General features: G+C 69.3%; 16 protein-coding genes. 9 read left to right on the top strand and 7 right to left on the bottom strand.

Translation table 11 applies throughout. The features are described from left to right. Window positions 1-494 precede the first annotated feature (494 nt). Window positions 495-1,481 (bottom strand): tRNA dihydrouridine synthase DusB, encoded by a 987-nt coding sequence (gene dusB / locus QHF89_RS33020; RefSeq protein ID WP_232379822.1) that lies wholly within the window; start codon window positions 1,479-1,481, stop codon window positions 495-497. A gap of 87 nt (window positions 1,482-1,568) precedes the next feature. On the opposite strand from dusB, the gene QHF89_RS33015 reads away from it, so the two are divergent. The 3 genes from QHF89_RS33015 to QHF89_RS33005 all read left to right on the top strand — a co-directional run bounded on the left by QHF89_RS33015 (window position 1,569) and on the right by QHF89_RS33005 (window position 5,190). Beyond that, entirely contained in the window at window positions 1,569-2,366 is a 798-nt protein-coding gene (locus QHF89_RS33015) for a hypothetical protein (protein WP_284721223.1), read from the top strand. 153 nt (window positions 2,367-2,519) lie between these two features. Then, a complete protein-coding gene (locus QHF89_RS33010; RefSeq protein WP_136971563.1) occupies window positions 2,520-4,019 on the top strand; it encodes a DUF2330 domain-containing protein in 1,500 nt (499 codons plus the stop codon). Between the two features lie 37 nt (window positions 4,020-4,056). Then, a complete protein-coding gene (locus QHF89_RS33005; protein ID WP_136971564.1) occupies window positions 4,057-5,190 on the top strand; it encodes a prohibitin family protein in 1,134 nt (377 codons plus the stop codon). Between the two features lie 52 nt (window positions 5,191-5,242). On the opposite strand, the gene QHF89_RS33000 is transcribed toward QHF89_RS33005, so the two are convergent. After that, window positions 5,243-6,259 (bottom strand): peptidylprolyl isomerase, encoded by a 1,017-nt coding sequence (locus QHF89_RS33000; RefSeq protein WP_136971565.1) that lies wholly within the window; start codon window positions 6,257-6,259, stop codon window positions 5,243-5,245. A gap of 104 nt (window positions 6,260-6,363) precedes the next feature. On the opposite strand from QHF89_RS33000, the gene icd reads away from it, so the two are divergent. Next, the gene (gene icd / locus QHF89_RS32995) at window positions 6,364-7,758 is read left to right on the top strand and encodes an NADP-dependent isocitrate dehydrogenase (protein ID WP_136971566.1); all 1,395 of its coding nucleotides are present in this window, start codon (window positions 6,364-6,366) and stop codon (window positions 7,756-7,758) included. 117 nt (window positions 7,759-7,875) lie between these two features. Here icd and mhpA read toward each other — a convergent pair whose 3' ends face one another. Genes mhpA through mdh form a run of 3 tightly spaced genes read right to left on the bottom strand, consistent with a single transcriptional unit; the run spans window position 7,876 to window position 11,587 of the window. Then, window positions 7,876-9,480: a bifunctional 3-(3-hydroxy-phenyl)propionate/3-hydroxycinnamic acid hydroxylase MhpA gene (gene mhpA / locus QHF89_RS32990; protein WP_136971567.1), complete on the bottom strand. Its 1,605-nt coding sequence runs from the start codon at window positions 9,478-9,480 to the stop codon at window positions 7,876-7,878. 29 nt (window positions 9,481-9,509) lie between these two features. After that, entirely contained in the window at window positions 9,510-10,643 is a 1,134-nt protein-coding gene (locus QHF89_RS32985; RefSeq protein WP_284721222.1) for a DegT/DnrJ/EryC1/StrS family aminotransferase, read from the bottom strand. Continuing rightward, entirely contained in the window at window positions 10,640-11,587 is a 948-nt protein-coding gene (mdh, locus tag QHF89_RS32980) for a malate dehydrogenase (RefSeq protein WP_136971568.1), read from the bottom strand. Before mdh ends, QHF89_RS32985 begins: the two co-directional genes overlap by 4 nt. Window positions 11,588-11,668: 81 nt before the next feature. Between mdh and QHF89_RS32975 the strand changes: the two genes are divergently transcribed. Then, entirely contained in the window at window positions 11,669-12,637 is a 969-nt protein-coding gene (locus tag QHF89_RS32975; RefSeq protein WP_136971569.1) for a phosphoribosylaminoimidazolesuccinocarboxamide synthase, read from the top strand. A 109-nt stretch (window positions 12,638-12,746) separates the two neighbouring features. Beyond that, a complete protein-coding gene (gene rpsD, locus QHF89_RS32970; protein WP_136971570.1) occupies window positions 12,747-13,358 on the top strand; it encodes a 30S ribosomal protein S4 in 612 nt (203 codons plus the stop codon). Between the two features lie 5 nt (window positions 13,359-13,363). Here rpsD and QHF89_RS32965 read toward each other — a convergent pair whose 3' ends face one another. Further along, window positions 13,364-14,620, bottom strand: a complete 1,257-nt coding sequence (locus QHF89_RS32965; RefSeq protein WP_136971571.1) for an MFS transporter — start codon at window positions 14,618-14,620, stop codon at window positions 13,364-13,366. Between the two features lie 80 nt (window positions 14,621-14,700). Here QHF89_RS32965 and QHF89_RS32960 point away from each other — a divergent pair, with 80 nt between their 5' ends. Continuing rightward, window positions 14,701-15,615 carry an ROK family protein gene (locus QHF89_RS32960; protein WP_136971572.1) on the top strand — a complete coding sequence of 305 codons (915 nt, stop codon included), beginning with the start codon at window positions 14,701-14,703 and terminating at the stop codon, window positions 15,613-15,615. Here the strand turns inward: QHF89_RS32960 and QHF89_RS32955 are convergent. Continuing rightward, window positions 15,612-16,520 carry a hypothetical protein gene (locus tag QHF89_RS32955; protein WP_232379820.1) on the bottom strand — a complete coding sequence of 303 codons (909 nt, stop codon included), beginning with the start codon at window positions 16,518-16,520 and terminating at the stop codon, window positions 15,612-15,614. The two genes, QHF89_RS32960 and QHF89_RS32955, sit on opposite strands and share 4 nt — an antisense overlap. A gap of 74 nt (window positions 16,521-16,594) precedes the next feature. Here QHF89_RS32955 and QHF89_RS32950 point away from each other — a divergent pair, with 74 nt between their 5' ends. Both QHF89_RS32950 and QHF89_RS32945 read left to right on the top strand, forming a co-directional pair. Then, a complete protein-coding gene (locus QHF89_RS32950) occupies window positions 16,595-17,638 on the top strand; it encodes a hypothetical protein (RefSeq protein ID WP_136971573.1) in 1,044 nt (347 codons plus the stop codon). A 45-nt stretch (window positions 17,639-17,683) separates the two neighbouring features. Then, on the top strand, window positions 17,684-20,215 hold the full coding sequence (locus QHF89_RS32945) for a HEAT repeat domain-containing protein (protein ID WP_136971574.1): 2,532 nt from the start codon (window positions 17,684-17,686) through the stop codon (window positions 20,213-20,215). The last annotated feature ends 80 nt before the right edge of the window (window positions 20,216-20,295 follow it).

The raw sequence follows: 20,295 nt of genomic DNA, 5'->3' as shown, positions 1-20,295 counted from the left end.
AGTACGCCACGCTGCGGGCTTCCTTGCCATCGGGGGGCACGGTCATGCGAGGTCGGGGCGAGCCCGAGGAGGGGAAATGGTGCTTGGGCGGATCACCCCAGAGGATGCACGTCGGAGACGCGTGCGCGCGACTTGGAGACGCGCGCGCGTGCCTTGGAGGCGCCTTCCGTCGACCCGGAGGACGCGTGTAGGCGACTTGGAGACGCGCGGACGCGACTTCGATACGCCCTCAACCGACTCCGGGGACGCGCAGACGCGACTTGAAGACGCGCGCAGGCGACTTGAAGACGCGCGCAGGCGTCTTGGAGACGTGCGCAGGCGTCTTGGAGAAGCGCAGACGCGTCTTGGAGGCGCGCGCAGGCGACTTGGAGACGCGCGCAGGCGTCTTGGAGACTTGCGCAGGCGTCTTGGAGACGCGCACAGGCGCCTTGGAGGCGCGCCTATTCGTAACTCATCCCACCCGAACGCGCGCCATCACCACCCCGTCGGGTCGGTCAGGCCGCCCGTCGCGAGAGCGCCTCGTCCAGAATCGCGAGGCACCCCTCCAGCGAGTCACACGCATTCAGCGCGCGCCGGAGCGCGGCCGCGCCCGGCAGCCCGTGCAGGTACCCCGCGAGGTGCCGCCGGGTCACGCGCACGCCTTGCGGCTCGCCGCGCTCCTCCGTGTTCATCACGAGGTGCTTCTTGCAGAGCGCGATTCGCTCCTCCGGCGTCGGCGGCTCGATCAACCGGCCCTCTTCGAGCAGCGCCTTCGCCTCGCGGAAGATCCACGGGTGCTCGATCGCCCGACGGCCCACCATCACGCCGTCGCAGCCCGTCTCCGCGAGCGCGCGCTGCGCGTCCTCCGCGCTCTTGATGTCGCCGTTCACGATCACCGGGATGCCGACCACGCTCTTCGCGCGCGCCGCCCAGGTCCAGTCCGCCGCCCCCGAGTGGCCCATCTGCGCCGTCCGGCAATGGATGGTCAACGCCGAGACGCCCGCGCCTTCGAGCCGCTTCGCGAGCTCCACGATCGGCATCTCCGACTCGGGGCCCCAGCCGATCCGCGTCTTCACCGTCACCGGCATGGACACGCGGCGCACGACCATCGCGGCCATCTCGACCATCGCGGTCGGATTCCGGAGCCAGCCTGCGCCCGCGCCGCGGCCCGCGATCTTCGGCACCCAGCAGCCGCAGTTGATGTCGACGAACGAGGGGCCCGCGGCCGCGGCGATCTCGGAGGCCTCGGCGAGGCGGTCGGGATCCGAGCCGTAGATCTGGATGGCGGTCGGCTGATCGTCGGGGGCGAGCGTGATCTTCCGGCGCGCGTTGCGGCAGCCGCGCAGGAGGCCCTCGACGTTCACGAACTCCGTCACGCAAAGCTCGGCGTCGAGCTCGCGGCAGAGCTTGCGGAAGACGGCGTCGGAGACGTCCTCCATCGGCGCGAGGATCACGGGCCGAGAGGAGAAGAGCTTTTGAAAAAGCGTTCGGTCGGAGGGCACGGCGGTTCTCGAAGGGGAGAGGTTAGAGCACGGGGCAGACGGACGCGCCAGCGATCCCGGCGTGATTGCGGGTAGACTCGCCGCCCCATGGAGAAAGTCCGTCTTGTCCCGCTTCTGCTCGGTCTCCTCGCCACCGCGTGCGGCGCGGCCGTCCCCGAGCCGAGCACGCCCTCGCTCCTCGCGAGCTCGTCGTACGGCGGCGCGTCGTCCGCGTTCTCCGCGCCGAGCGGGCCCTCGATCCCGAGCCACGGCGACACGCGCGGCGCGCTCGTCGTGCGCCCGGACCTCGCGTGTGTTCCTTTCGTCCTGCGCGTCGAGCTCGCGGATCCGAAGGCCGGGCTCGACCTTCTGGAGAAGGCCACGCTCGCCATCAAAGAGCGCTTCGGCGCGTCCACGGGCGGCGCGGCCACGATCGCCATGCTCGGCGCGAACACCACGGCGGCTCCGGCGTACACGAAGGTGAAGGACGACAAGCCGCCGCCGGCGAGCTTCGTCGTGACCGTGGACGGCGCGGTCGAGGTCCCGCTCGCCGCGGAGGCGGGCTACTGGGCGCGCGCGAAGCTCGTCGCGGGGCTCGTCGAGGCCTCACGCAAAGAAGACGCGCTCGTGCCTTCCGGAGGCGAGGGCGCCCCCGAGCTCGAGGTCGCCTTTGGCTCGCCCGAGGTCAAGCTCCGCGACCCCGAGTCGCACCGGGCCGAGCTCGTCAAGCGCTGGGTCGAGCGCGCGCGCGCCTTCGCCCGCGTGGCCGAATCCCAGACCGCGCCGCTCCACCTCGTCGCGTGCGAGCCGCCGAACGCCATCACGCAGACGCCCATCTCCCTGGAGCAGGTCGGCCTCGCGCTCCCCGTCTCCTGCCGCATCGACGTGGCCTCGCTTCCCCGCTGAAGCGGACCCCGCGGCGCCTTCGCCCTGCATGGCCCACTCTGGCGCAGCATTTCGCCGTGAATACGCGCCTTCGCGTCGGCATCGCTTTTGCTGATTCCGCCCGCTCCTTGGCTTATCTTCCTTAAGGCTCTCGCCCGAGAGGAGACCTTCCCCATGCGACTCGGCTTTGTCGTCCCCGTCCTCGCCGCCACGTTTCTCGCTTCTTTGACTGCGACCGACGAGGCCGCGGCGTGCGGGGGATGTTTCGTTCCGCCGAGCCAGAGCACCGTCGTTTCGGCGCATCGCATGGCGCTCTCGATCTCGCCGAAGCAGACGGTGCTCTGGGATCAGATCCAGTACGACGGCGATCCGGAGAGCTTCGCGTGGGTCTTGCCGGTCAAGCCGGGCGCGGTGATCGAGGTCTCCACCGACGCCTGGTTCGACACGCTCGACGCCGCGACGACCACGCAGATCTTTCAGGCGAGTGTCGACTGCGGCAACAGCGGTGGCAGCTTCGGCTGTGGCGATGCGCTCGCGGGTCGTGCGTTCTCGGCCTCGGAGGATGGCAGCAACGGCGGCGGCGGACCGAGCGTCACGGTCGTCCACCGCGGCACCGCGGGTCCGTATCAGACCGTCACGCTCAGCACGGACACGCCCGGCGCGCTGAATGGATGGCTCGACAGCGCAGGGTACGCGATCGATCCCTCGACGCAGCCGGTGATCGACGCCTACGTCGCGGAGAAGTTCGACTTCATCGCGATCAAGCTCCTGCCGGGCAAGGACGTGAAGGCGATGAAGCCCGTGCGCGTCGTGCAGCTCGGCGCGAGCCCCACGCTGCCCTTGCGCATGGTCGCGATCGGGAGCGGCGCGAACGTCGCGATCACGCTCTTCATGATCACCGAGGGCCGCTGGGAGGCGAAGAACTTCAACAACGTCGTGGCGCCGGTCGATCTGCTCTCGTGGGACTTCAAGACGCAGGCGTCGAACTACGGCGAGCTCCGCACGAAGGTGCTCGAACAGAACGGCGGCGCGTCGTGGCTCACGGCGTTCGCGTTCCAGGGCGGCCTGTTCTCGCAGCTCCCTGGTCTCTTCAGCTTCCAGGGGTTCCGCACGTACACGACCGCCGGCAACGGGTCCTTCGCCGACTCGATCGCGGGGGCGTACGTGCAGCAGGGCCTCGCGAACGCCGAGACGACGGACGGCGCGTGTTCGGCGTCCTTCGCGAACGTCAGCAAGAGCGGCGTCATGGTCTCGAACCCGTGCCCCGCGGGCGTGCCGCTCGACGATCCTTCCTGCGGCGAGGTCGGAGCGGGCGAGATCGACGCGCGCTCGCTCGCATGTGGCCCGCTCGACGACCTCGCGGTCGCGATGAACGGCCTGCATCCGAAGGACGTGTGGCTCACGCGGCTCGAAGCGAACCTGCCGCGCGCGGCGCTTGGCAATGACCTCGTCCTCGAGCCCGCGGCCTTGCAAGAGACCGTCGACAACATGCATCAGGCGCGCATCGGCACGAACGTCGACGCCTTCTGCGGCGACGGCTCGGCCGCTCCGGTCCCGGGCGCTGGCAAGAAGACCAGCGGCGACGGACGCGGCCCGCTCGTCGTCGGCTTTGGCATGGCGCTCGCCGCGATCGCCGTGGCGGCGCGCCGGCGGCTCGGCGCCACGAGGGTCTGAGCCTTCTCCTTTTCGATATGCTAGGCGCGAGAGTGCCATGGCAACCGTCCGCCCCTTCTCGACCCCGCCTCCTGCAAACCTCATCAAACGCATCGCCCTCGTGGCCGTCGGGCTCGCGATCCTGGCGATCGCCCTCTCGTCGTGTGTTCTGCGTGTCGACGCGGGGCACGTCGGCATCAAGGTCAAGCTCGCGGGGGACGAGCGTGGCGTCGACAAGAGCCCCACGGTGCAGGGCTGGGTCTTCTTCAATCCGCTGACCGAGCAGATCATCCTGTTCCCGACGAGCGTGCAGAACATCGTCTGGACGAAGGATCCGCACGAGAGCAACGCGCGGGACAGCTCGATCACGTTCTCCTCGCAGGAGGGCGTGAACATCAACGCCGACGTCGGGCTCTCGTTCCACATCGAGCCCACGCTCGCGCCGAAGCTCTACGGTCGGTTCCGCAAGTCGGACCTGATGGATCTCGCGAACGGCTACGTGCGCAACGCGATGCGCGAGAGCTTCAACATGCAGGCCTCGCAGATGCCGGTGCAGGAGATCTACGGGTCGGGCAAGGGCAAGCTCGTGGAGAACGTCGCGCAGCGCATGCAGGAGCAGCTCGGCAAGGACGGGTTCGTGATCGATCAGCTCACGATCAACGGCGCGCTTCGTCTGCCGGAGAACGTAGCGAACGCGATCAACCGGGCGATGGAGGCGACGCAGCAGGCGATCCAGGCGGAGAACCGGGTGCGTCAGGTGCGCGCGGAGGCGGAGCAGGCCGTCACGCAGGCCGAAGGGCAGGCGAAGGCGGCGCGGGCGCGCGCGCAGGGCGAGGCGGACGCGAAGCTCATCACGGCGAAGGCCGAGGCGAGGTCGAACCTGATCCTCAAGTACTCGATGACGCCGTCGGTGCTTCAGTACCGCGCGCTCGAGCGCTGGAACGGCCGTCTGCCGGTGATGAACGGCGGCGGCGCGATGCCGATGCTCACGTTCGACGCCTCGAAGCTCGGCAAGGGCGGCGACGACGACGAGAAGAAGCTGCTCGAGCTGCTCGGTCAGGAAGAGGAGATGGAGCGCAAGGAGGCCGAGCGCGCGAAGGACGCGAAGGACGAGAAGGCCGATCCGGCGAAGGCGCCCGATGGCGCGGCGCCCCCGGCGCCGGCGGCTCCCGCCGATCAACCGAAGAAGTGAGCCTCTCCTCCCCTCTCCCGCGAGGGAGAGGGGTTGGGGGGGAGGGCGTCGATCACAAGCGCACGTCGAGGTGCGTGCGCTTCTTCAGCTCGTCGAGCCACTTGCGCTTCGCCTTCTCGAGGATCTCCGTCTGAAGGCGCTGCACCATCTCGCCCTTGGCCGCCTCGTACGTCGTGTACCGGGAGGGCTGGCGCGAGACGAGCTTCATGATCACGAGGCCCTTCTCCATCTCGACCACGTCGCTGACCTGCCCCGGTTCGAGCGGCATCACCGCGTTCTCGAACTCGGGCGAGAGCGCCGGGCGCTGGCCCTGCTGGGTCTGGGGCGAGCCGATCGGGGCGCGGATCCCGAGGTCGCCGCCCGCATCGCGCGTGTTCGCCTCGTCCGAGTAGGCGCGCGCGAGCGCCGCGAAGTCTTCCCCTGCCCGCGCGCGGGTCACGATCTCGGCCGCGAGCTTCTTTCGCTCGGCGATCGCCTCGGGGCTCGATCCCGGCATGATCTGCAGCACGATCCACGAGGGGCGGTAGTCCCGGCGCTTGCGCTCGTCGCGCAACGTGCGCTCGTACGTCGCCTTCACGTCGTCCTCGGTGATGCGCACGCGCCCCTTCACGCGGAGCTGCAGCATCTTGCCTTCGAGGATCTGCCGCCGGATCTCGTCGCGGTATTCCTGCTCCGTCAGGCCCGAGCGCGCCTTCGCCTCGCGGAAGAGCTCGGCCGTCGAGATTCCCTGGGCGTTCGCGATGTTGCGGAAGGCGTTTTCGACCTCGTCGGGCGTGACCGTGATGCCTGCGCGCTCGGCGGCCTGCGCTTCGAGGCGTTGATCGATCATCGTCTCGAGCATGTCCTTGAATACCTGCGACTCCGCGGCGGCCTGCTCGGCGCCGGGGCGTACGCGTTGCTGGACCTGCAGGAGGAAGGGCTTGGCGCGGGCGCGGAGCTCCGAGAGCAGGATGGGTTCGTCGCCCACGACGGCGACGATCCGCTCGACCACGATGGCTTCGGCCGGCTGCTGGGCGAGCGCGGCGGCGAGGACGAGACCCAGAGCGACGAGCCTTTGACGAGAGCGCATGCCGGGCACGACGTAGCACAATTGCGGCCGGGGGTCCGCGAGCGAATCACCCGAGATCGTCCGTCCCCGTTGCGGCAGCCGTCGCCCTGGTTTATTGCGCCGCCATGCGCGAGTTCCCGAAGCCCACTGCGGGCGAAGCGATCACGATGTCCTCGTCCGGCCAGCTCCAGGTGCCGGACCAACCCATCATCCCGTTCATCGAAGGCGATGGCACCGGGCCCGACATCTGGCGGGCGAGCCAGCGCGTGCTCGATGCGGCCGTGGAGAAGGCGTACGGCGGCAAGAAGAAGATCGCCTGGTACGAGGTGTACGCGGGCGAGAAGGCGTTCAACACGTTCGGCGAGTGGCTGCCCCAGGGCACGGTGGAGGCGTATCGCCAGTTCCTCGTGGGCATCAAGGGCCCGCTGACGACCCCGATCGGCAAGGGCATCCGTTCGCTCAACGTGGCGCTGCGGCAGATGCTCGACCTCTACGTCTGCCTGCGCCCGGTGCGCTGGTACAAGGGCGTTCCCTCGCCGGTGAAGGATCCGGGCGCGGTCGACATGGTGATCTTCCGTGAGAACACGGAGGACATCTACGCCGGCATCGAGTGGGAGGCGGAGAGCCCGCAGGCGAAGAAGGTGATCGACTTCCTCCAGAACGAGATGGGAGTGAAGAACATCCGCTTCCCGGGCACGAGCGGCATCGGCGTCAAGCCGGTGAGCCGCGAGGGCACGGAGCGCCTGGTGCGCGGCGCGATCGACTACGCCCTCCGGTTCAACCGGAAGAGCGTCACGTTCGTGCACAAGGGCAACATCATGAAGTTCACGGAAGGCGCGTTCAAGGCGTGGGGTTATTCGCTCGCGCAGCACGATTTCCGGGACAAGGTGGTGACGGAGCGCGAGACGTGGATCCTCGGGAACAAGGAAAAGAACCCGGAGCTCACGGTCGAGCAGAACGCCAAGGAGATCGAGCCCGGCTACGACATGGCGCCGCCGGACATGCAGGCGGAGTTCCGCGCCGAGGTCGAGGAGGCGCTCAAGCTCTGGGACACGCACGGCGGCGGCAAGTGGAAGAAGATGCTCCGCGTCAAGGATTCGATCGCGGACATCACGCTCCAGCAGGTGCTGACGCGGCCGCGTGATTTCGACGTGATCGCGACGTTGAACCTCAACGGCGATTACCTCTCGGACGCGCTGGCGGCGCAGATCGGCGGCATCGGCATCGCGCCGGGCGGCAACATCAACTACGTGACGGGCCACGCGGTCTTCGAGGCCACGCACGGCACGGCGCCGAAGTACGCGAACCTCGACAAGGTGAACCCCGGCTCGGTCATCCTGTCGGGCGAGATGATGCTGCGGCACATGGGCTGGGTCGAGGCCGCGGACCTCATCAACAAGGGCATGGACGGCGCGATCGGCGCGAAGACCGTGACCTACGACTTCGCGCGCCTCATGGAGGGCGCGAAAGAGGTGAAGTGCTCCGAGTTCGGTGACGCGATCATCGCGCACATGGGCTGAAGCGTTTTTACGTGACGTAGGGAAGCCCCCTCTTCCGGAGCGGAGGAGGGGGTTTCCTTTTGTCGAGGGTCCTCGACCGGTGCCATTCAGGTATTCCGCTGGGGATCGTCGAGTGCGTCAGCCGAGGGCTCGGCGTAACGCGCCCTCTGCCAGCGTCGTTTCTGCGCGGGAATATCCTCCGAATACATAACGATCCGGCCGCACGATCACGAGCGCCGCGCCATACTGGACAAACCACCGTTCGAGCGCGCCGTCCTCGTCGACGAGCGCGCCTTCCCGCGGCTCGCTCCCCGCCGGAAGCACCTGGAAACACCGCGTGTCGAGGCCATTCCAGAACGGTTCGTCCCGGACCCCCTCGCGTGGGTCGATCCCGAAGCCGAGCACGGCGAATCCTGTCCCGAGCGCATCGTCGAGCCGTACGCGCGCGCCCCATGCGTCACGCACGAAAGGCTGCGGGAAATATGTGCCTTCCGGGTACCGCGGGGCCACGCCCGGCGCCCCGTCGAAGCGTCCGCGCCGACGCCGTCCGCCTCGCATCATTCCCTTATCGCACGTCGGCTTCGGCTTGAACTCCATGTTCCGAATGAATTTGCGGATACGGCCCACCCGGTCGAGGCCGCGGAAGACCACGTCGCGCACCGCCGCCGCGCGCGCGTCGCGCACGAGAAAGACATACCCGAGCCGGATGCTGATCTCCGTCATCGCGAGCAGGTGCGGCCGGCGCTCCTGTTCATACGTATCGAGCAGCCGCTCGCTCGCGCGCCCCGTGATGCAAAGCGCGAGCTTCCACGCGAGGTTCGCCGCGTCCCGGAGCCCCGACACGAGCCCTTGTCCCATGAACGGCGGCATCGTGTGCGCCGCGTCGCCCAGCAGGAAAAACCGGCCCTTGCGCCATTGTGCGGCCGTCTTCGCCTCGAACGTGTACACGCTCGCTCGCTGAATGCGGAATTTGTCGGGATCCACGTACGGCGCGATCAGCCGCGCGATCGATTCCGGCCTCTCGATGGATTCGCGCGTCTCGTCCGGCTGCAGCATGAATTCCATGCGGCACTGGTTCTCCGTCCCGCGCGCCACGAAGCCGGGCCGCGCCGGATCACAGACGAAACGCGCGAGCGGCATCGTCTCCGGGATCTCGTCCATCACGCCGGAAATGGCGATCCACGGCTCCTCGTACCGGCGACCCTCGTAGGCGATGCCCGCGAGCTTGCGGAGCGTGCTCTTGCGGCCGTCGCACCCGAGCACGTAACGCGCGCGCAAGTCACGCGTCTCTCCATGCGGATCCCGCACCGTCAATCGCGCCCACGCGGCATCCTCGTCCATTGCGAGGACTTCGTGCCCGAGCCGCAACGACACGCCTTCGAATCGTTCGAGCCCGCGCCGCAGGATGGCCTCCAGCGTGGGCTGATGAAAGAAGTTCAGCGCGGGAAACCCATTGCCGAAATCGAGCCCGCGGAAGACGAGCGTCGCGAAGGCACGCCCGTTCGCGTCGGTGAACGCGGCCTCCGGGCAGGCATAGGTGTTCGCGGCGAGCTCGTGGTCGAGCCCGGCCTGCTGATAGACGCGCATCGCCTCGTCGTCGCAGGAGAAGGCGCGTGGGGTGCCGTGCGGCGTGCTCTCGCGTTCGAGCACGACCACGCGGAGCCCGCGCCCGCCGAGCAGGTTGGCCATCAGCGTGCCCACGGGACCCGCCCCCACGATCGCGACGTCGACGTCTTCGAACATGCCCCCAGCCGTTTCGTTGTGGAGAGTGATCAGGAATAGAATGCGCGAATGCGATCGACAACGATGTGCTGCTGCTCCGCCGTCAACGTCGGCGAAATGGGGAGCGAGAGCACCTCGCGGCAGGCGCGCTCGGCCTCCGGGAAATCCCCCGCTTGGTGGCCGAGGTGCCCGAAGCAAGGCTGCAAATGCAGCGGGACCGGGTAGTAGACGGCGGTGCCGACGCCGGCGGATTCGAGGAACACGCGGAGATCGTCGCGCCGGGCGGCGCGAATCGTGAATTGGTGATAGACGTGGCGTCCCTCGGGATCGTCCTCGGCGGGGCGGACGACATCGGAGAGGCCCGCCTCGGCGAAGAGGGCGCGATATCGATCGGCGATCGCGCGCCGCGCCTCGGTCCAGCCGTCGAGGGAGGGGAGCTTGGCGCGTAAAACCGCGGCCTGGATCGCGTCGAGGCGGCTGTTCATGCCGACCTCGTCGTGCCGGTACATCTTTTCGCCGCCGTGCGTGCGGAGCCGGCGCACCCGCGTGGCTTTGTCGGGGTCGTTCGTCAGGATGAGACCGCCGTCGCCGAACGCCCCGAGGTTTTTGCTCGGGAAAAACGAGAGGCAGCCGAACGTGCCGATCGTGCCGGCCGCGCGCCCGCCCCGCCGCGCGTCGATCGCCTGCGCGGCGTCCTCGACGACGGCGACGCCACGCGCGCGCGCCTCGTCGAGCCAAGCTTCCATGCGCGCGACGCGGCCGTAGAGGTGTACGGGTACGATTGCGCGCGTGCGCGGGCCGAGCGCCGCGAGCACGCGGTCGGGATCGAGGTTCCACGATCCAGGCTCGATGTCGACGAAGACGGGCCGCGCGCCGAGCCGCGCGATGGCGCCCGCGGTCGCGAAGAACGTGAACGGCGTGGTCACGACCTCGTCGCCCGGGCCCACGCCCGAAGCGAGGAGCGAGAGCAGGAGCGCGTCGCTGCCCGAGGCCACGCCGATCGCGTGTGCGGCGCCGAGGCGCGCGGCGATCGCCTCCTCGAAGAGGCGGACCTCTTCTCCGAGGACGAACGCCTGCGCCTCGACGACGCGGGCGATGGCCTGATCGATCTCTTCGCGGATCGCGCGATGGAGCGCGCGCAAATCGAGGAGCGGGACGAGGATGTCCCGCTGTTGCGTCTTCACGTCGCCGGCGTGGCCTTCACGACGTCGGTGATGCCCTGCACGCTCTTCGCGCTCTTCGCGAGCATCGCCTTCTCGTCGTCCGTCAGCTTGATCTCGAGGATCTTCTCGACGCCGCGGCCGCCGATGATGACGGGCACGCCCATGAAGAGGTCCTTGTAGCCGTACTCGCCGTCGAGGTAGACGGCGCTCGGCAGGAGGCGCTTCTGGTCGAGGAGGAACGCCTCGGCCATCGCGACCGCGGCCGAAGCCGGGGCGTAGTAGGCGCTCGTGCCCATGAGCTTCACGATCTCGCCGCCGCCCGTGCGGGTGCGGGCGATGATCGCGTCGAGCTTCTCGCGCGCGACGAGCTCGGTCACCGCGACGCCGTTGATCGTGGTCGCGCTGAGCACGGGGACCATGTCGTCGCCGTGGCCGCCGAGCACCATGGCGCGGACGTCCTTGATGCTGACGTTGGCTTCCCGCGCGAGGAAGAGCTGGAAGCGCGCGCTGTCGAGCACGCCGGCCATGCCGACGACGCGCTCGCGGGGCAGGCCCGTGGCGCGCTTGAGCTCGTAGACCATCGCGTCGAGCGGGTTCGAGATGACGATCACGAACGCATCCGGACAGTGCTCCTTCACGCCCGCCGCGACGCTGCGGATGATGGGCAGGTTCGTCGCGACGAGGTCGTCGCGGCTCTGGCCGGGCTTGCGCGGGATGCCCGCGGTGATGATCACGACGTCGGCGCCGGCGCAGTCTTTCCAGTCGCTCGTGCCGGTGATCTTCGCGTCGTAGCCGATGACGCTCGAGTTTTGTTCGAGATCGAGGGCCTTGCCCTTGGCGAAGTCGGCCTTCGCCGGGATGTCGAAGAGGACGATGTCGCCGAGCTCCTTGCGGGCGCAGAGCGCCGCGAGCTCGCCGCCGATGTTGCCGGCCCCGATGAGTGCGATCTTCTTCCGAGTGCTCATGCGCGGGCCTTTAGCACCCCGCCGAGCTGAAAAGAACCGGCTTGCTGCGCCGCGCAAATCTTGCGCTAAGGTCCGGGCGCCATGGTTTCCGCAGACACCCTCCGCGAAGCGCTCCGGACGACCCTCGACCATACGGATTTCGGGGCGCTCGGCGCGAAATACGAAGGGAAAGTCCGGGACAATTACACCACGGGCGATGGACGGCGGTTCCTCGTGGCGACCGATCGGATCAGCGCCTTCGATCGTGTGCTCGGCACGTTGCCGCTGAAGGGGCAGGTCTTGAACCTGCTCGCGGCGCACTGGTTCGAGGCGACGAAGCACATCGCGCCGAACCACGTGATCTCGGTGCCGGATCCGAACGTGGTCGAGGCCGTCGAGTGCACGCCCTTGCCCGTCGAGATGGTCGTGCGCGCGTACGTCACAGGCGTGACCTCCACGAGCATCTGGACCCATTACGCCCGCGGCGAGCGTGTCTTTTGCGGCCATCACCTGCCGGACGGTTTGCGCAAGAACGACCGCTTGCCCGCGCCGATCCTGACGCCGAGCACGAAGGCGCCGAAGGGCGGGCACGATGTCTCCGCGTCGCGGGAGGAGATCCTCGCCGAGGGCGTGATCAGCGCGCGGGACTTCGATGAAGCGGCCGAGATGGTGATGGCGCTCTTCGCGTTCGGGCAAAAGCGCTGCGAGGAGCGCGGGCTCATCCTCGTCGACACGAAGTACGAGCTCGGCAAGACGAAGGACGGGCGGATCGTGGTCATCGACGAGATCCACACGCCGGACTCGTCGCGCTTCTGGTTTGCCCGGACGTACGACGAACGCCGCGCGCGGGGCGAAGAGCCCGAGTCGTTCGACAAGGAGTACGTGCGCCGCTGGCTCGCGGGCACGGGGTTCACGGGCGACGGGCCGATTCCTACGATCCCGGACGATGTGCGGGTCGAGGCGGCGCGCCGGTACATCGAGGCGTTCGAAGCGATCACGGGGCAGGTGTTCGTGCCGAACCTCGAAGACCCGCACGCGCGGATCCGGCGGAACCTCGCGTTGCCCCTCTGAACCAGGCGTCGTCGGAAGGTGTGTGACATGACGCACTCTGTTGGTGCGTTCGTTAAATGAAAACGATTTTCATTGTCGCTTTCAAGGCGTCGCAGTAGGTTCCGTCCCCATGAGTCGTTACACAGGTCCCCGCGTTCGCGTGATGCGCGCCCTGGGCTGCGATCTGCCGGGATTTTCGCGCAAGAAGATCGAGCGACGTCCGTACCCGCCCGGCCAGCACGGGCAGGCGCGGCACAAGCTCTCCGAGTACAAGGTCCGCCTGATCGAGAAGCAAAAGCTCCGGTTTGGCTACGGCGTCAGCGAGGTCCAGCTCCGGCGCCTCATGGTCGAAGCCGGGCGAAGCAAGGCCGCGCCCGGCGAGAAACTCATCGAGTTGCTCGAGCGACGCCTCGACAACGTCGTGTTCCGCGCGGGTTTCGCGCGCACGATTCCCGCCGCGCGGCAGCTCGTCTGCCATGGCTTCGTGCACGTCAACGGGCAACGCGTCGACGTCGCCTCGTTCCGGGTCAGCCAGGGGCAGACGATTTCGCTCGTGCCCAAGGTCTGGAAAAACCCGCACGTGCTCGCCGCGATCGCGGACGAGACGATCCTGCATGCGTCGTGGTTGAACGTCGACAAGGGCACGTTCAGCGCCAAGGTCGCGGCGATGCCGGATTCCACGTCGGCGTTGTTCCCGGTCGACGTGCAGCGGGTCGTCGAGTTCTACTCGCTCCGTCTCTGAGGCTCCTAGGGCCGATCCGAGCCCTCCACCGCGGGCGGCGACCACGCGAGCCACGCGATGCACCCCGGCAGGATCCACACACCCACCACGAGAAAGGGCAGCGTGTAGCTGCCCGACGTGTCGATCAGCTTGCCCACGATCGGGGCCGTGACGATGTACGCGATCGACTGCGCGGCCGCCGCGACGCCGCTTGCCGCCGAGGCGACCGAGGGCGAGACACGCGCGAGCATGTCCGCCGTGAGCAGCGCGAAGATCCCGCCGCCGCCGGCGAGGCCGAGGCCGCCGAGCACCATCGACTCGACCGGGGTGCGGCCGAACGGCGTCGCTGCCGTGATGAGCGCGAAGAGCGTCGCGACGGCGAAGAGGACACGATCGGGCGCGCCGTCCGCGCGGGATCGGGCGCGCACGCTGGCGAAGTGGCCGAAGAGGATCGAGCCGGCGTCGAAGAGGACGAGCGGGATCACGAGGTACGGACCCACGTTCGCCTGCGCGATGTGGTGCGACGCCACGAGATATTTGGAGCCCCAATTGAGCAGGAACCCGATCGCGGGCGCCGATGCCAGGATCGCGAGCGTAGCGCGCAGCACCGCGGGGTGCGTCACGACCAACCGCGCGCTCGGGCGTTTTCCCGAGGCCGTGGGCGCCGCGTCGAGCACCTCGCGCGCCGGGCTCCGCCACGCGAGCAGGAGCCAGAGCGGCACCCACGCGAGCCCCACGATCGCCGTGCCGAGGAACGCGATCCGAAGGCCCCAGTTCTTCTCCAGGAACGGCGCGAGTTGCGGCGCGACGATGGCGCCGAGGGAGCTGCCCGTGAACAGGAACCCGAAGCCGCGGGCGCGATCGGCCGGCGGGAGCACGCGCTGGATGGTCTGCGCCGCGCCGGGGAACGAAGGGGATTCGGTGAGGCCGAGCGCGATGCGGAGCACGAGCAGGCCCGTGAAGCTCGGCACGAGCGCGTGCGCGGCGGCGACGAGCGACCACGCGACGACGGCGCCAAGCAGGCCCCGACGCGCGCCGAGGTGATCGACGAGCCAGCCTGCGAACGGAGCGCCCGCGAGGTAGGCGACCGAGAAGGCCGAGACGAGCCAGCCGTACTGCGCGTCCGAGAGGTCGAAGACCTTCGAGACGGTCGGCGCGAGCGCGGCGAGTGCCTGGCGATCGACGTAGCTGACGGCCATCGTCAGGGTCGCGGTGAGCGCGAGGGCCCAGGCGTGGGGTCGCGAAAGGGCAGGGGAGGCGAAGGGGCTGTGCGCGTTCGTCACGGGCGGCGGGATGCTCGCATGGAACCGGTCTTCTCGGGCGCATCATGGACGCGGCGCGGCCCTGCGGGTACACCCCCGGCATGCGCCAGCCGATCGCGATCGGGGTGGATCTGGGCGGCACGAAGATCGAGGCCGTCGTGCTCCGGGAGGCGGAGAAAGACGGGCCGGCCGTGGACCTTCGCCGACGTGTCCCGACGCCGCGCGAGCGTGGCTACGAGGGCATCCTCGAAGCCGTCGCGGCGCTCGTGCACGACGTCGCTGCGGAAGCGAACGTCGACGTGAAGACGATCCCGCTCGGCGTGGGCATGCCGGGCGGTGTGACGGGCGCGGGCCTCGTGAAGAACTCGAACACGACCTGCCTCAACGGCCGCCCTTTTCGCGCGGATCTCGAGCGCTTCCTGGATCGATCGATCGTCTTCGACAACGACGCGAACTGTTTCGCGCTCGCCGAGGCGCGGCTCGGCGCGGCCTCTGCGCACGTGGGCGGCGTCGTCTTCGGCGTGATCCTCGGGACCGGCGTGGGCGGCGCCCTCGTCCTCCGCGGGCAGGTTTGGCCGGGCGAACACGGCATCGCCGGCGAGTGGGGCCACCACGCCGTGTTCCCTGACCGCGGGCCTGTCTGCTACTGCGGGCATCGCGGCTGCCTCGAGCTCTTCGCGAGCGGGCCCGCCGTCGAGGCGGACTACATGCGCCGCGCGGGCCGCTCCCTTTCGGCCTCCGAGATCGCCGCGCGTCGCGCCGAAGATCCTCACGCCGCGGCTGTGATCGAGGGGTTTCTCGAAGCGTTTGCCCGCGGCCTCGCGAACGTGATCGACATCGTCGATCCGAGCGCGATCGTGCTCGGCGGCGGTCTTTCGAACCTGAACGTTCTCTACGACGAGGGCCGCGATCGCGTGGCCGCGCTCGTGTTCAATGACGAGCTCCGCACGCCGATCCTGAAGAACGAGCTCGGCGACAGTGCAGGCGTGATCGGCGCGGCCTTGCTGGCGATCTAGGCGAAGCGCGACGCTTCCGCCGGCTTCACGCCGAGCGCTTCGAGCGCCGAGCCGAGCTTCGATCGGTGGATCGACACGACGGTCGGCATGCCGCCGGAGATCCCGAACTTCTCCAGGAAGTTGATCCCGCTGTCGAACGCGGCCGCGAACGTCACGTTGTCCCCGTCGATCACGGCCGACACGCTCGCCCGCTCCTGCCCGACGAGGAGCAGCAACGTCTTGTCGTACGGGCCTCGCCGCGACGTCGCGTCGACGATCACAATCCCGGGCTCGACACGCTCGAACGACTTCGCGAGCCTGCGCGATTCGGCTTCGAGCGGCGCGAGCTCTGCGCCGGCGGCGTCGATCGGCTGCCAGAGCGACGCGTCGGTGAGACCCGTTGCGAGGTGCCGCACGATGAGCCCGAAGAGCGCGTGATCCCGCGGCCGCGCGCGGAGCGCCCGATCGATGCGCTGCGCGATCGGGCCTGGCGTGCCGATCCGCGTGTCGATCGCCCGCGCGTCCGCGTCGCAGCCCGGATACGGCTCCTCGCCGCCGCGCAGCCACTTGGCCCCGCTCGCCAGGCCGTCGAAATCCACGTGGCAGACGAGCGTGTCGATGCGACCGGCGCGCGCCACGACCTCGGGCGTGATCATCTCCGGGCAGGCGCCGTGCTCGGCCTTCGTGGAAAGCACGAATCGCGCGTCCTCGACGTACCGCGCGTGGTGCAGGCTATCGTGGTGATCGACCCAGGCGCGAAGCCGCGATCCGAGCGCCTCGATGAACGGCAACGTCACCGTCTCGAAGCTCTTGCCCCCCGCCTCCGAGGCGAAGGCGATGTCCAGGACCGCCACATTTCCGCGGAGATCCTTGGCTTTGGGCAGCTTCCGTGGGGAAGCAAACGAAAGCTCGACGGGTTGCATCATCCTTCGCTCGGTTGCGTCCTTCGTGTCATTTCCCTGCATCCGACTCGGCTGAAACTCGCACTGGGGAGACGGACATGAAACGTGGATTCTTAGCATGGGGTGGGGCTCTCGTCGGTCTCTGGCTGCTCGCCGGAGCTGGCGGCGCGCCCGCGGCCCACGCGGACGAGGCTGCGGCAGCAGCGGAGCCCACGGTCACAGCGCCCACCTGCTCGATCAAAGGCACCTACCCTCCCTCCAAGAACACCAAGCTCTTCGACGCGTCGAGCGGCGGCAACCTCATCGCCACGCTGACCGGCGCGTACATCCCGATGACGCTGAGCGAGATCCCGTTCGACCCCGCGGCCGGTCGAGCGCGGCTCGCGACCTCCGCAGGCAGCGGCGCGATGCGGCTCGAAGGGTACGTCGCGCCTGCGGACATCTCGCTCTTTACGACGCGCGATATCTCGGTCTACGGCGGGCACGTCTGGATCGCGAGCGCGCAGAAGGTGAAGCTCGTCAAGGCCAGCCTCAACTCGCTCACCGTGGAGATCCCGATCGGCGGCACGTTGAACCAGAGCGTGCGGGCGACGGCGCCTTGCGACGCGTTCGTCCTCGCGAAGGGCACGGTGTCGCCGTTCGAGGTCCCCGGCAATGGCCGCGGGTACATGACCAAGAAGCAGAAGATCGAGCTCTTCGACAAGCCGAACGGCGACGTCGTCCTCTCGCTCGACATGATGGAGGGCGCGGGGCAGCTCTTCTGGAGCACGGAGATGAAGCTCGGCTTTGTGCACGTGATGTCGCGCAGCGATCTCACCATCGACGCGTGGGCGCGCCTGCGTGATCTCGACCCGCTGAAGAAGGGCGAGATGCAGGACCAGTACATCCCGCCCACGACGCAGATCGCCGGCGCGCAGCTCACGTTCGACAAGCCCCCGCCCCTCGTGCGCGCCTCCAAGGAGATCCCGATCCGCGCCAAGCGCGACGACAAGGCGAAGACGATCGGCGTGATCGAGGCGGATACCGAGATCTACGTGCTCGAGACCGTCGCAGGCTGGACGAACGTCCTGCCGAAGCACCTCGGGATCGTCCCGCCCGACGACGGCGGCTTCTGGATCCCATCGAGCGAAGTCCCGAAATAACCACGGCCGTTGCAGCGCTGGCCCCACCGCGGCAAGGATGCGGGCATGCGGCTCCGCACAGCGCTCCCCGCCCTCGTCACGCTCGCCACAGGCACGCTCGTCCTCGCGACGTCCGAAGCCGCGCCCGAACCGGGCACCTCCAAGGATTCGATCGTTGCCCCCGCTGTGGCCGGGCAGCAAGCACTCGCCGTGCGCGCGTCGAAGGTGGGCATCGTCGCGCGCGTCTGCGCGAAGGAGACCGACTGCGACGCGGCGTCGGGCGCGACGATCGAGCTTCCTGGCGGGGCCCTCGATCTCGTCGCGAAGGGCGCGAAGCTCGAAACGAGGACGCTCGCGGGCGGGCGGCAGATCGTGCGTGTCGTCGCCGGCGGAGGCGCCGGCGGCGCGAGCTTCGTGGCGCTGCTCGCCGCGCCGCTCGCGGGCAAAGGTGACGCGCCGATCACGCTGTGGACCGGCTTCACGGGCCTCGCGAAGGGCGAACACGGCGAGGAGCGTGTGTCCGTGCTCGTCGAAGAGCCGCTGGAGAAAGGCGTCCGGATCGTGGTGGGCGAGCAACGCGACGACGTCACGGTGTGCGGCCGGCCCGCGCTCGTCTCGGCGCGCGAGGTCGATCCGCAGACGATGACGCTGAAGCGCGGCGCGAGCGTGCAGAACCTCTCCGGCAAGGAGCGCGCGGAGGCGACGAAGCTCGTGGCGACCCCCGCGCCCGGGGACAAACCCCGGCCGCTCGTGCCGCTCCTCGTGGCGCGCACGGCGTCGAGCGCGGTGGGAAAATCGTTCGCGACGCTGACGGACGGGGATCCAGAGACGACGTGGTCCGAGGCGAAAACAGGGCCAGGGCGCGGCGAGTTCGTGACGTTCTCGTCGGCGAGCGAGGTGCCGATCACGTCGCTCGACATCGTCGTGCGCCCGCCGAAGGCCGAGGTGCCCGGCGGCGCCGCGCCGAAGAGGATCTATCTCGCCACGCCGGAAAAACTCTACGAGGTGAGCTTCCCGGAGGACGCGTTCAAGAAGGCAGGCGCGCGGTACGAGGTGAAGCTCCCCGCGCCGATCGCGGCCACGTGCTTGTCGATCGTGCTCGACGCGGCATACGCGCCGGAGAGCGCGGCGGACGCGCGCGTGACGATCGCCGAGATCACGGCCCGCACGGCGTTCGACGAGAGTTCGCCCGAGGCGCTCGTGGGCGCGCTCGCGGGCGGGAGTGAAAGGTCGAAGGGCGCGGCGGCGCTGCTCGCGCGGGGCGGCAGCGTCGCGGTGAAGGCGACGATCCAGGGCTACGACAAGCTCGACGACGCCGGCAAGCAGCTCGCCGAGGGCGTGATCGACGCGGCCCCGTGCGCCGACCAGGCGCCGTTCTGGACACGCGTGATGCAAGCCGAGCTCGAAAAGAAGCGCCCGAAGCACGCCCCCGAGGAGCCGGCGCTCGTGCACGCGCGGGATCGCCTGCGCCGCTGCGGGCGCGCGTCGGCCGCATCGCTCGCGGAGCTCGTGGCGAAGGGCGAAGGCAAGGTCCGGATCGAGGCCGCGTCCGAGCTCTCGCTCATCGCGCCGGCCGAGGCGATCCCCCTGCTCGTGGATGCGCTCGCCACCCCGGACGATGCGCTCCGCCGCGAATTTCGCGGCTCGCTCGCGCACGCGGCCAAGAGTGAGCGGGCGCTCGCGGCGCTCGGCGTGGAGCTCGAAAAGGAGCGGTTCGCGGGGCGCAGCGAGGTCGCGCGGATCGATCTGCTCCGCGCGCTCGGGGCGCGCATCGGCCTCGTGCCGGGCGCGCGAGAAGCGTTTGCCTCGCTGGCGACGGAAGGCGCGTCGTTCCGCACACGCTACCTCCTGCTCGGGCCCGCGGCCGATCTCGCGCACGCCGGGGACAAGGGCGCCGAGGCGTTCCTCGTGGCGGCGCTGCGCAAGGATCCCGATCGGCACGTGCGGACGCGCGCCGCCGAGGTCGCGTACCGCGCGCCGCAGATCTTGCCCTTGCTCCTCGAAGCGTCCGAGGATCCGGAGGTGCGCGTGCGCGACGCCGTGGTCCTTTCGCTCGGCGCGCGTGGACGATCGGACGAGGCCCCGCCCGCGGCGCTCGTGGCCACGCTCGGCAAGCGGCTCGCGCAGGATCCGTTCACGTTCGTCCGGACGAACGCGGCGCGCGGCCTCGGCGAGATGCCGAGCACGAAGGCCGGGGACGCAGCGCTCGCCGCAGCGCTCGGCGACGCCTCGCCGGAGGTCCGCGGCCGCGCGCTCGACGGCCTCGGCGCGCACCAGGCGACGGCTTACCTCGGCCCGATCCGCGAGCTCGCCGCGAACGACGAGGAGTTTGTCGACGTGCGCGCGCGGGCGATGCTGGCGCTCGCGGCGATGTGTGATCGTTCCCAAGTGGACGCGTGGACGAAGCTCGCGCGGGGCACGCCGGTCGCCATGAGCGAAAGGGAGCGCACCCTCGGCGCGGCGGCGATCGCGGCGCTCGGGGACATAAAACCGCAGGATCTCCGCGCGAGGCTCGCGCCGCTCCTCGATCCGAAGGTCCCGCGCAACGTGCGGGAGCTCGCGCGGGCGGCCCTCGAAGCGACGTCCAAGTGCAAGTGATCGCTACTTTTTTGGGTGTCCTAAGCCCGGGACGGAGGCTCCTCCGCGGGGCACGCACCGCGCGGTAGCGGTGGCCCTTC

The organism is Polyangium sorediatum (assembly GCF_029946465.1).
In the GTDB taxonomy this organism is placed as follows: Bacteria; Myxococcota_A; Polyangia; order Polyangiales; family Polyangiaceae; genus Polyangium; species Polyangium fumosum.
This window is presented reverse-complemented; position numbering and strand designations above follow the sequence as displayed.

What these genes read in the sequence shown, in the direction of transcription:
- icd (WP_136971566.1), top strand. Translation starts at nt 6,364, where the DNA reads ATGCGCGAGTTCCCGAAGCCCACTGCGGGCGAAGCGATCACGATGTCC.
- QHF89_RS33010 (WP_136971563.1), top strand. Translation starts at nt 2,520, where the DNA reads ATGCGACTCGGCTTTGTCGTCCCCGTCCTCGCCGCCACGTTTCTCGCT.
- QHF89_RS32950 (WP_136971573.1), top strand. Translation starts at nt 16,595, where the DNA reads ATGAAACGTGGATTCTTAGCATGGGGTGGGGCTCTCGTCGGTCTCTGG.
- mhpA (WP_136971567.1), bottom strand. Translation starts at nt 9,480, where the DNA reads ATGTTCGAAGACGTCGACGTCGCGATCGTGGGGGCGGGTCCCGTGGGC.
- QHF89_RS32960 (WP_136971572.1), top strand. Translation starts at nt 14,701, where the DNA reads ATGCGCCAGCCGATCGCGATCGGGGTGGATCTGGGCGGCACGAAGATC.
- QHF89_RS32955 (WP_232379820.1), bottom strand. Translation starts at nt 16,520, where the DNA reads ATGATGCAACCCGTCGAGCTTTCGTTTGCTTCCCCACGGAAGCTGCCC.
- QHF89_RS33015 (WP_284721223.1), top strand. Translation starts at nt 1,569, where the DNA reads ATGGAGAAAGTCCGTCTTGTCCCGCTTCTGCTCGGTCTCCTCGCCACC.
- rpsD (WP_136971570.1), top strand. Translation starts at nt 12,747, where the DNA reads ATGAGTCGTTACACAGGTCCCCGCGTTCGCGTGATGCGCGCCCTGGGC.
- mdh (WP_136971568.1), bottom strand. Translation starts at nt 11,587, where the DNA reads ATGAGCACTCGGAAGAAGATCGCACTCATCGGGGCCGGCAACATCGGC.
- QHF89_RS32945 (WP_136971574.1), top strand. Translation starts at nt 17,684, where the DNA reads ATGCGGCTCCGCACAGCGCTCCCCGCCCTCGTCACGCTCGCCACAGGC.
- QHF89_RS33000 (WP_136971565.1), bottom strand. Translation starts at nt 6,259, where the DNA reads ATGCGCTCTCGTCAAAGGCTCGTCGCTCTGGGTCTCGTCCTCGCCGCC.
- QHF89_RS32975 (WP_136971569.1), top strand. Translation starts at nt 11,669, where the DNA reads ATGGTTTCCGCAGACACCCTCCGCGAAGCGCTCCGGACGACCCTCGAC.
- QHF89_RS33005 (WP_136971564.1), top strand. Translation starts at nt 4,057, where the DNA reads ATGGCAACCGTCCGCCCCTTCTCGACCCCGCCTCCTGCAAACCTCATC.